Source organism: Gammaproteobacteria bacterium, assembly GCA_029881255.1.
Taxonomy (GTDB): domain Bacteria; phylum Pseudomonadota; class Gammaproteobacteria; order S012-40; family S012-40; genus JAOUMY01.
The window spans coordinates 119,472-130,485 of the sequence record JAOUMY010000007.1 but is presented as its reverse complement, the minus strand read 5'-3'; the positions used below and the strand labels follow the sequence as shown (position 1 = coordinate 130,485).

8 protein-coding genes are annotated in these 11,014 nt (G+C 47.7%); 1 reads left to right on the top strand and 7 read right to left on the bottom strand.

What is annotated here, in order from left to right:
* Nucleotides 1-3: 3 nt before the first annotated feature.
* The 6 genes from ccoG to OEZ43_14180 all read right to left on the bottom strand — a co-directional run bounded on the left by ccoG (nucleotide 4) and on the right by OEZ43_14180 (nucleotide 7,630).
* Nucleotides 4-1,437 carry a cytochrome c oxidase accessory protein CcoG gene (gene ccoG / locus OEZ43_14205; GenBank protein MDH5546741.1) on the bottom strand — a complete coding sequence of 478 codons (1,434 nt, stop codon included), beginning with the start codon at nucleotides 1,435-1,437 and terminating at the stop codon, nucleotides 4-6.
* A 185-nt stretch (nucleotides 1,438-1,622) separates the two neighbouring features.
* Nucleotides 1,623-2,477 (bottom strand): cytochrome-c oxidase, cbb3-type subunit III, encoded by an 855-nt coding sequence (ccoP, locus tag OEZ43_14200; protein MDH5546740.1) that lies wholly within the window; start codon nucleotides 2,475-2,477, stop codon nucleotides 1,623-1,625.
* Entirely contained in the window at nucleotides 2,474-2,680 is a 207-nt protein-coding gene (locus OEZ43_14195; protein MDH5546739.1) for a cbb3-type cytochrome c oxidase subunit 3, read from the bottom strand. Before OEZ43_14195 ends, ccoP begins: the two co-directional genes overlap by 4 nt.
* Nucleotides 2,673-3,386, bottom strand: a complete 714-nt coding sequence (gene ccoO, locus OEZ43_14190; GenBank protein MDH5546738.1) for a cytochrome-c oxidase, cbb3-type subunit II — start codon at nucleotides 3,384-3,386, stop codon at nucleotides 2,673-2,675. Before ccoO ends, OEZ43_14195 begins: the two co-directional genes overlap by 8 nt.
* A 15-nt stretch (nucleotides 3,387-3,401) precedes the next feature.
* Nucleotides 3,402-4,829: a cytochrome-c oxidase, cbb3-type subunit I gene (gene ccoN, locus OEZ43_14185; GenBank protein ID MDH5546737.1), complete on the bottom strand. Its 1,428-nt coding sequence runs from the start codon at nucleotides 4,827-4,829 to the stop codon at nucleotides 3,402-3,404.
* Nucleotides 4,830-5,416: 587 nt separating this feature from the next.
* The gene (locus tag OEZ43_14180) at nucleotides 5,417-7,630 is read right to left on the bottom strand and encodes an Ig-like domain-containing protein (protein MDH5546736.1); all 2,214 of its coding nucleotides are present in this window, start codon (nucleotides 7,628-7,630) and stop codon (nucleotides 5,417-5,419) included.
* A 601-nt stretch (nucleotides 7,631-8,231) separates the two neighbouring features.
* On the opposite strand from OEZ43_14180, the gene OEZ43_14175 reads away from it, so the two are divergent.
* Nucleotides 8,232-9,497, top strand: coding sequence for a 6-phosphofructokinase (locus OEZ43_14175; protein MDH5546735.1), 1,266 nt, complete (start codon nucleotides 8,232-8,234; stop codon nucleotides 9,495-9,497).
* Nucleotides 9,498-9,611: 114 nt separating this feature from the next.
* Here OEZ43_14175 and OEZ43_14170 read toward each other — a convergent pair whose 3' ends face one another.
* Nucleotides 9,612-11,000: a response regulator gene (locus OEZ43_14170; GenBank protein ID MDH5546734.1), complete on the bottom strand. Its 1,389-nt coding sequence runs from the start codon at nucleotides 10,998-11,000 to the stop codon at nucleotides 9,612-9,614.
* Nucleotides 11,001-11,014 lie beyond the last annotated feature (14 nt).

Genomic DNA, 11,014 nt, shown 5'->3' with positions numbered 1-11,014 from the left:
ACGCTAGGGCTTCGGCCCGTAAAACATACTCTTATAACTAACACTCAATTGCGTATTGGTGGCATCTCTTACGATGAATTCTACTGGCGTCCGCTCCGTACTGAGTGTCTGCGGCGGGACACGTATGAATACCGTATAGGCATTCACTCGTCCGTGGGTGGCAAACAAATCCCGATCGACGCCTATCAATTGCATCTCAGCCAACCCATTTATTTCCACAGCCAACTTCATTTCATTATCTGTTTTGTTCAGCACCTTGAGTTCATATTTGTTTTGAATCGAACCGTCGCTCTGTATCACAAACAGTGGCTGACGTTCATGCAAGACCTTGAGTTCTAGCGCGCCAAGATGGGTTAGGCCATAAATAATTCCGACAACGGCAAGTAACAGCATACTGAAATACACGATAACGCGAGGACGTTTGAACACCGATGGTGGCGTCTTGCCCATCATCTCATCCAGGGACACGTAACGAATCAGGCCGTGAGGTTTGTGGATTTTATCCATGACCGAATCACAGGCATCAATACACAACGCACAGGTAATACACCCCTCTTGCTGACCGTTTCTGATATCGATACCTGTCGGACAGACACTTACGCATTGCTTGCAATCAATGCAATCACCCTGATTGTTGACTGACTCCTCGCCTTTCTTTAGCTTGCCACGGGGTTCGCCACGACGCAGGTCGTAAGTCGGTAAAATCGTGGTACGGTCCACCATTACGCCTTGTATGCGGGCATAGGGACACAGCCAGAAACACACCTGCTCGCGCATGTGTCCGGCAAAGAGATAGGTAAAAAACGTGAACACGCCGACGGAAAGCCAGGCGATCATAGGCGCCTGCAAACTAAAATAGGCCTGCCACATTTCAAAAGCATCAGCAAACCAGAGTGTGAAGGTGATACCGGTAAACGTGCCGATCAGGATATACAGAATATGCTTGATCAACTTGACGCGAATCTTGTAAAAATCCCATGGCGCCTTGTCCAGTTTCATACGTTTGACGGGCTGACCTTCGAGCTTTTCTTCTATCCACACGAAGATGTCCGTCCATACCGTTTGAAAACAAAAATAACCACAATAGACGCGACCGGCAATCGATGTTACCGCTGCGAGCAAAAGCGCGAAAAACAGCATAACCAGCGCCAGCATCCATACGTCTTGCGGCAATATGGTGATACTAAAGATATGAAATTGACGGCTACCAATATCAAACCAGATCGCCTGCTGGCCGTCCCAACGCATATACGGTCCTAACAGAAAAACCAGCCAGGTGCTTGCCGTCATCCACTTAAGATTGCGAAAAAAACCTGGCAGACGGCGCGCATGTATGGTTTCACCGCCGGTGTTGACATGCCAATAGTCGATTTCATTATAGAGTGAATCGACGCTCTCCTGATCGATCACCTGTTTTGCTTGTACTTCTTCAGCCATAAACCTCCGGCGTACTATTCAGAATGCGTGTTCTTCATCAGGTTACTCACCTTGAACGCCAGAAACACAATAATACCGATGGTGATTACCAGTACGGTAATTGAAACCGTAGCAACGAAATCCATGTCTTACTCCCTGTTAACAAGTAAGGTGCCCGCAAGAGTGATTCCTGCGGGCACGTTTTGTCACTGACCGCCGCCGAGTTTATGCACGTACACCGCCAGTTTCTTGATTTCCGTTTCTGATAGTTGTGACTGAAAACCAGGCATTACCGCGAGCCGGGATTCCTTATCCGCAAGATTGTTTATGCCATGCAGTATGGTATGTTTTACACTTTCCTCCGTACCTGGAACAAAACGCCAGATTGCATCCGTCAGATTTGCAGAACCCATAAATTGCATACCCTTGGCATCCATGCCGTGACAACCAATACAGCCCTTGCTCATAAACAGCATTTTTCCGGCTTCGTGCTCACTACCCTTGCTCAACGCTATCGTGTGTTTAACCAGGTCATCAACTTCCTGACTGGACAAACTACCCGCAAACCCTGGCATAGCACCTTGTCTACCCATGGTGATGGTTTGCTGTATGGTTTCAATCTTGCCGCCATACAGCCAGTCATCATCAGCAAGCACGGGATAACCGGGATTACCCGCACCACCGGTGCCATGACAAGGCGCACAACGATCACCGAACAATACTTTGGCAGAGCGTACGGTATAAGCAGAAAGCTCGTCATCGGCGAGTATCGCCGCCGCCGACATGTTTTGCAGACGCTTTTCAAACGGCGCGCGTGTCTCCTCAATCGAAGCGAGATCTTCCTTGTATTCCTTCATTTGCGTCCAGCCCATCACGCCTTTGGTGGCGCTACTCACCAGCGGAAATGCCGGATACAAAATGAAGTACACGACTAACCACGCCATGCTCAAATAGAGGCTAATCATCCACCAGCGCGGAGGCTGATTGGTCAGTTCGCGCAGATTGCCGTCCCAGGTGTGTCCCGTATCCGCTGCCTTGGTCGAACTTTTTTGCTTACTCATAACTTGTCCTCCCTGCGCATATTGTCCTCATCCAGCGGAATATAGCGGCGAGCTTCCAGCTTTTCCTTGTTCGCCGGATTAAACACGTAGACAAACACCACCAGCATCAACATAAACACCACTATCGTAATTGCCATACCAAGCCAGTCGTGAAACGTCATGGCAGCCCAATCAGTATGAAAATATTCGCTAATACTATTCACGATACTGTACTCCGTAATCCAGTTTCACCATGGTACCCAGCACCTGTAAGTAGGCGACCATGGCATCCATTTCCGTTTTGCCATTTGCCTGCTGCATACCGGCCTGAATGTCATCATCGGTATACGGTACGCCCAGTGTTTTCATACCGCGCATATGACTGGCAACACGCTCACCTTCTAAGGTAGACGTTTCCAACCACGGGTAATTTGGCATAACCGACTCGGGCACAACAGAACGGGGCGCGGCCAGATGTTTGCGATGCCATTCGTCGGAATATTTTCCGCCGACGCGTGCGAGATCAGGACCGGTGCGTTTGGAACCCCATTGAAACGGATGATCATAAATCGATTCCGAAGCCAGTGAGTAATGACCGTAGCGCTCTTTTTCATCACGGAAAGGACGTATCATTTGTGAGTGACACAGATAACATCCTTCGCGTATATAAACCGCGCGTCCAGCCAACTCGAGACCGGTATACGGGCGCACACCATCTCCCGGTTTCCAGTCTGCGAGTTTCTGTCCATCCTGGCGTTGCCACAAAATCTCTGGTCGAGCGCTATGTTCCATGGTGTCATCGAGATAATACAAAGGCACGATCTCGACTAAGCCACCAATAGACAGCAACACCAGCAGCATGAGCAATAACGCCCACACATTGCGCTCCATCTTGTCCTGAAGTTTGGTCGAATGAATTTTGTCAGACATGTTCTTGCTCCTTTTCTAGGCGCGGGCCGTTGATGCGCTGGTGCTGGTTGCAGCACTGGCGCTACGGATAGTCATCACTACGTTGTACAGCATGACAACAGTGCCCAGAAAATAGATAAAACCGCCGACTGTCCTCATCACATAATAGGGATGCATGGCGGCAACGGTTTCGGCAAAGGTATAGGTGAGCGTACCGAACTCATCATAGTCACGCCACATCAGGCCTTGCATAATGCCCGAGATCCACATCGCCACGATGTAAATGACGATACCGATGGTTGCCATCCAGAAATGCAGATTCACTAATTGTGTCGAGTACATTTCGCGATTCCACAAACGCGTCACCAGATGATAAAGCGCACCGGCAGCGACCATACCTACCCAACCCAATGCGCCGGAGTGCACGTGTCCGATAGTCCAGTCGGTATAGTGGGAAAGCGCGTTTACGGTTTTGAGCGACATTACCGGGCCTTCGAACGTCGACATCACATAAAACGCCAGCGACATGATCAGAAAACGCAACACATAGTCTGTGCGCAGTTTGTCCCAGGCGCCGCTAAGCGTCATCATGCCGTTTACCGCACCACCCCAGGAGGGAATGATCATCGCCATCGAAATCGCGGCACCAAGTGAACCTGTCCAGTCCGGCAAAGCGGTGTATTGCAGGTGATGCGCGCCTAACCACACATAACCAAACATCAAGGCCCAAAAGTGAAGCACCGAAAGACGATAAGAAAAAATCGGCCGGTCTGCCTGCTTGGGCACGAAGTAATACATAATGCCAAGAAAGCCTGCGGTGAGATAAAAACCGACGGCGTTGTGTCCCCACCACCACTGAATCATGGCGTCCTGAACACTGGAAAATATCGAGTAAGACTTGAACATCTCGACCGGAATCGCGAGACTGTTGACGACATGCAGATAGGTAATCATGACCATCATGCCGAGAAAGAACCAGTTAGAGACGTAGATATGAGAGGATTTGCGATTGGCCAATGTCATCACGAAATTGATGGCAAAGCTCAACCACACGACGGCTATCGCGATATCGATCGGCCATTCCAGTTCAGCATATTCCTTGCCCTGAGTAAGTCCCATGGGCAGAGTAATAACCGCTGACACAATGATCAGATTCCAACCAATAAAGGTAAACCAGGCGAGTTTGTCGCTCCAAAGACGCACACCGCAGGTTCTTTGCACGCTGTAAAAAGCGGTCGCCATCAATACACAGCCACCAAATGCAAAGATTACGGCGTTGGTATGCAGAGGCCGCAGGCGCCCAAAACTCAACTCTGCAATATCAAAATTCAACGCCGGCCAGGCAAGCTCCGATGCCACATAGACACCTGCCAGTGTGCCAACCACAAAATAAATCACCGATACGACCGAAAACCATTTCACAATTTCAAAATTGTACTGCTGACCTGTGCTCGTAGAATTCACGACACTCCTCCTTCGTGGTCCCAATTAACATACCCAAGCGAGTTGCAATTCTTTTCCAGGCACGATCGTACTTCTATCGATATAACCTATTTATTCACCGGCACTTTCCCCTCTTGCTCCCACACCTAAAGATATAGATGACGTATTGGAGAAAGTAAATGCACACCTATTAATCAACAGGCTAGACACTATTAGTTGAGCGTTGAATTATGTTTTTCCGCTATGTTTTCAGAATTGTTGAGTACAGCGATATGAGATGACAGAAAAAATAGAATTAAGGTAGGTTTTCAATTGCTTGTAGAACAGCGCGTAATTTTATGAGAAGGAATAACTGATAAATTTTATTTTGTGCACGCAATCCGACTTCGGCAAATCATTTACAATTATTTACAAAGAACTCGTGATACCCGTCCGTTTCAGTCGACATTTTAAAAAACTATCCCATGGACAACAATGTTTCTGCACAGTCGACTATTCCCCATTGCAAAAAAACTTCGCGTTCACCAGATAGCCCATGCCTGAAACGAATTTATGTGTTAAGAAAGAGGCGGACATCACTACTGATATCCACCTCTTTTCGCTATGGTCTAACGCTTTTTACCTGGCTTGGACGTGTCTTCAATAACGACAACTGTCACCGTGGCGTTATTACTGACATTACCTGCGCTGTCGATCACATTATACGTGAACGTGCTTGTACCAAAGAAGGAGCGGTTTGGCTTAATCATCAACGTCTGGTCTGTGTTCACCTGAACATTCAGATTGGCATCGGTGGCCACCACACCTATCACCATTGTGTCACCTTCCGGATCTGAGTCATTTGCCAGTACATCGACTTTTAGCGAAGTCTTTTGCAGCATCTCAACACTGTCATCGACGGCGACGGGCGCGGCATTCGGCGTCGGCGTCGGCGTCGGCGTCGGTGTTGGATCAGTGTTTCCTCCACCATTGGTGGTCGCGGTATTCAGCGCTGTTAGAAAACCACGAATAACGGCGCCTGACGTACCGGTATGAAAATAGGCCGAGCTATTATCAGAGGCAAGCACAGCATTTGACTGCACCCACTGCTCCTGTCCTTCAACCAGTGGATACGTCTGTTGCCACAGCTGACTACCATTGCGTGAATCTATCGCGTAACTGACCTGCTGTCCGTTTACCGTGCTACCCAGCAACATGAATGTCTCTGCCGAGTCGAATCGCGGCCACTGATTTGCGTATTGTGGTAATGCAAAGCGATCAGTTTCGTTACAGCTTTCATCATATCCAATCATGTCGAGACGATAACCCCAATGAATCTGACTCGATGACACCGTAAAACCGTTGTATCCGTCGAGTAAGAAACAGGTACGCGTGCCGTCTGGCAAGTAGATGCCACTGCGTGTATGCAAGGCCTGGCTGGCCGAAACTGTCGGGCCATTACCCGCGGCACTGAAAAGAAAATTTCCACGACTGCTATAGGCACGCACTCCCCTACCAGTATCAATATAGACCTGTAAGTTGGAGCCGTTGTAACCGAAAGTCATCTCATAACCGCTTTCCTCATGGGAAGCATCTGCAGGCAGAGGCGTGTTCCACAACAGATTTCCTGCAGGGTCTAGCGCAAAAATACCAAAGTCGCTTGAAGTGCCAACATAGATATTGCCATCCGGACCCACAGCGACATCGAAGGCACGATAGGCATAAGCTGGCATGGCGTATCGCCAGAGCAGATCGCCGTTCGCGTTATGCGCAAAAACGAACTGACTGTTCATGGAATAAATCCGACCATCGGGTGCCACATCAAAACCATTAGCACCTGCGGCGCGTACCCAACGTAGAACGCCTGCAGGCGTTAATGAATAGAGGTAACCGCTGACATCGACGCTATAGATGTTTCCATCCGGACCGACCTCAGGTGACTCCATGGAATAAGAACCAACCAACCGGAACTGCCAGTTGATTCGGCCTGAGGAGATTTGCTCTGCTACGGAAAGTGTGAGTGGGGCGCTACTTCCGTTGATAGTCTCAACCACCACGGCGTTGTCGCCCAATGGCGTCGCATTGTCGGCGTATGCCTTGATGCGGTAGTTTGTCCATAAGGCAATGTGGGCAGGCACTCCACCAACAATTACCTGACCGCTATCACCAAACGCACTACCCAACACTTCAAAATATCCATTACGGGTTGTGCTATTTGTCGACAAACCGGTCGCGAGTGGTTGTCCAGTCGACGTACCATACAGCGTGAAGGCAAGGTCTGCTTTCGTCGACACAATCGACCAGGTACCATTATCTGCTCGTGTATACGCCCGTTCCCCATTTATCACCCTCGACACCGATGTATTGGCCGAGCCTGTTTCCCAGGTCGAGTCAGTGACTATTTGTGCGGAGACAAAGTGTTTACCCGTAGCGGAAAATACGGTCGGCAACACGACGTCAACCCAGTCATAGCTGACGCGAAGGTTTGCATCACCGGAATTCGTGAGATATTCACGCAACAGATTACCTGGACCACCGGCAGGATTGGCGTCGTAGAATCGCACAATGACTTGTTGAATCGCGGTGCCCGACCAAATTCTGCCATTAAACGTCAAACGGTCGATATCACCAACTATCGTGAAATCGTCAGCAGCCTCTGCTGAAGCAGACCCATTGCTATATGAGGAGAACCAGGTGTAGTTATCCAGAAATTGCTGCTGCAATACAATGCCTGATTGCGCTGTGGAGACAAAACCCAGACCGATAATGCCACCCATCAGGAAAGCCTTAAGCCAGTTCTGCACCCGACGCGTGTTTTTTTCAAATCTCGCGCTATCTTTCATTTTTATTCCTTTCAAACTTAACTATAGGAATTTTCCATACACCACTATTCGTGCCAATCTGGTATTTTGTTGTTTTTCCAATAGCTTGGTACCGAAAGATATTCCAATAGATCAATATCGACTGTAAAAATGGGTGTAATCCCCCACTAATTGGTGTTTACTCCCAACACTATTTTTCTTCGTGTACGCGACCGCATGGAGGCAGGCTTAATCGATAAGAAACTTTACAGGCGAATTCATTCACGGACTCTGGTATTCCTCCATTAGCCGAAGATAGAAAATGCGTCTCTCAGTAACCACCAACATCAATTCAGACTTAATTGCGTTCATTACAACCTGATTTAATTCCGCTATTAATATTTCTATTGGTGACAAGACTATTCTCACCGAGTCATTTTCTTTACAATGATTTCAATTTGATATGGCTCAGGGAAAACCAGCTTCTCTCAGCTATGACCAATCACGAATACAACGACGTTGTGCTCACACAACGATTTGACCGGAGAGAAAAAGGACACCAAAACACTAACGCGTCGATCAAGTCGTGTCCTTTACGCCTCTGTGGAAAAGAATTCTTTTCGAACCCAGGGAGTGTGCTTTAATGAGCAAAAAAAATCTTTTCTATGCCCAATCTGGCGGTGTAACTGCCGTCATCAACGCCACCGCATGCGGACTTATCGAAACCGCGCGAAAAAACAAAAACAAACTAGGAAAAGTCTACGCCGGACGTAATGGCATCATAGGCGCGCTAACCGAAGACTTAATTGATACCAGCAAGGAATCAGCCAGCGCAATTGCTGCCTTACGCTATACACCTTCTGGCGCATTCGGCTCGTGCCGCTACAAATTGAAGGGCATAGACCAGAATCGCGCCGAATACGAGCGTTTGATCGAGGTATTCAAGGCACATAATATCGGCTACTTCTTTTACAATGGTGGCGGTGATTCACAGGACACAGCGCACAAGGTCTCGCAAATCGGCCAGACGCTTGGCTATCCCATCACTTGTATCGGCGTTCCCAAAACCGTGGATAATGATCTTCCCATAACAGATAACTGCCCTGGTTTTGGTTCGGTTGCAAAATATGTTGCCGTATCGATACGTGAGGCGGCCTTTGATGTCGCATCAATGGCCAAAACCTCAACAAAAGTATTCGTCATGGAAGTTATGGGTCGTCACGCCGGATGGATTGCCGCAGCCGGTGGTCTCGCCGCAGAAAACGAAGGTGATGCGCCACACGTTATTTTGTTTCCTGAAGTCGTTTTTGACGAAAAGAAATTCCTCGCCAAGGTCGACGAAGCGGTCAAGAAATATGGCTACTGTGCCATCGTGGTATCCGAAGGTGTGCGTAACGCCGACGGAAAATTCCTCGCCGAAACCGGCTTGAGAGATGCTTTTGGTCATGCGCAACTCGGTGGTGTCGCGCCAGTGATATCACAATTGATCAAAGATAAACTCGGCTACAAGTATCACTGGGCCGTGGCCGATTATCTACAGCGCGCAGCACGCCACATCGCATCAAAGACCGACGTCGATCAGGCCTATGCCATGGGTAAAGCCGCAGTTGAGCTGGCGCTTAAAGGCGAAAACGCGGTAATGCCGACAATAGTTCGCAAATCAAACAAACCTTACAAGTGGACTGTTGGCAAAACAGAGCTTTCAAAAGTCGCTAACGTCGAGAAGATGATGCCTGCAGACTATATCAGCAAAGACGGTTTCGGTATTACCAAGAAATGTCGCGAGTATTTACAGCCGCTGATAAAAGGTGAGGATTATCCTAAATACAAAGACGGCCTGCCCCAATATGTCACTCTTAAAAACGTCGCAGTACCTAAGAAACTTGATAAGGAGTTTATAATTAAATAAGTCGTATTACGGGGGCGGCGGTAGATAGGTGGCTCGATGCATTGGTCTGTTTTGTGGCTGATGTCATGGGGTCACTTACTCTATAACCTGACATTTCATCAGCGCCAGCGATTTCTAGCGCTTTCTTACCATAAAATCTTTCACGTCTTTTGCACTATCAAATTTTTCCAGTAGAATACAAACCTTCATGCTTCTATTTATGGATTTCTCGAAATTCCGAATACGATCTATCAGTGGATTATCGAGCTTAGTCCCATTTGGTATGAGCAACATTCCTTCAGGGCTTAACAAATCTTTGGCAAGTAACATTCCCGGTTTGAGTTTATCAGTCGGAACATCCATCTCATTCGAGCCGGTTTGTACCGTTTTAGTCTGATCCTGATAAGGGGCCATGAATATAGTCACAACTTTTGGATCATAGCGTTTAATCTTATTTCGGTGTATATATTCCCTTGCTTCGGAAGCCGGTAGCCTATGCGACATCATCCCTCCTTCCTGCAAAGCGTAATAGTCGCTCACGAGGCATATTATGCGCGCACCTACCGGAATTTCGTCACCCTTCAATCCATCTGGGTAACCGCTACCATCATATAACTCATGGTGACTGCGGACTATCGTTCCCACTTCCTCGAAAGTGGCGAGATTCATTAATGCTCCCTGCCCGGTAACCACATGCTTGGCAAATTCACGCTTTTCATCTGTGTTCATAGCTTGGGTTGGCCTATTTAGCAGTGAGTCTGGCAATACGATTTCCCCTATGTCGTGTAAAAGCCCGGCAAACAATATTGTCTGAGCCTCTTCCTGGTCCATACCCATTGCAAGTGCAATTTCTCGTGCATGTTCAGCCACCTTTCTTGAGTGGCCTATCATTCTTTTTCCCCCGCGTAGTTCCAGTAAGCTGCTAAACATCTGAACAGACGACATAAAACTGCCTTTTAGCACCACATTGGCAGCCTCAAGTTTTTTCATTGCTTTTTTTAGATCCAGCGTTCTTTCTTTTACCTTCTTCTCCAATCTTTCGTTAAAGGACTTTAGTTCCTTGTTTTGTCGTTGTGTTAGCTTACGCAACCTATCCTGTTCGGCCTTCATGCGTTTTCTTTCGAGGCCGATTTTGACAGATAGCAGCAAGTCGCTATCTACCCATGGCTTGTTGACATATTTAAATATTTCTCCCTTGTTGATTGCATCTACGGTTGACTCCATATCCGCATATCCGGTAAGAAGTATTCTTACTATTTCCGAGTTATATTCCTTTACCTTTGCCAAAAACTCCGCACCATCCATTTTTGGCATACGCATATCTGAAATTACAAGGTCTATATTGTGCTGCTCGATTATCTTCAAACCATCAGCGCCGCTTTCTGCTGTGTATACCTGGTAACCTGAGCCTCTAAACAGCCTTTTTAGCGAGGACAATATATTTTTCTCATCGTCTACAAACAATATTGTCGCCTTGTTGACATCCTTATCATCAAAGTCCATTTTTTCTGCTGTATTACTCATAGATATATACTCTG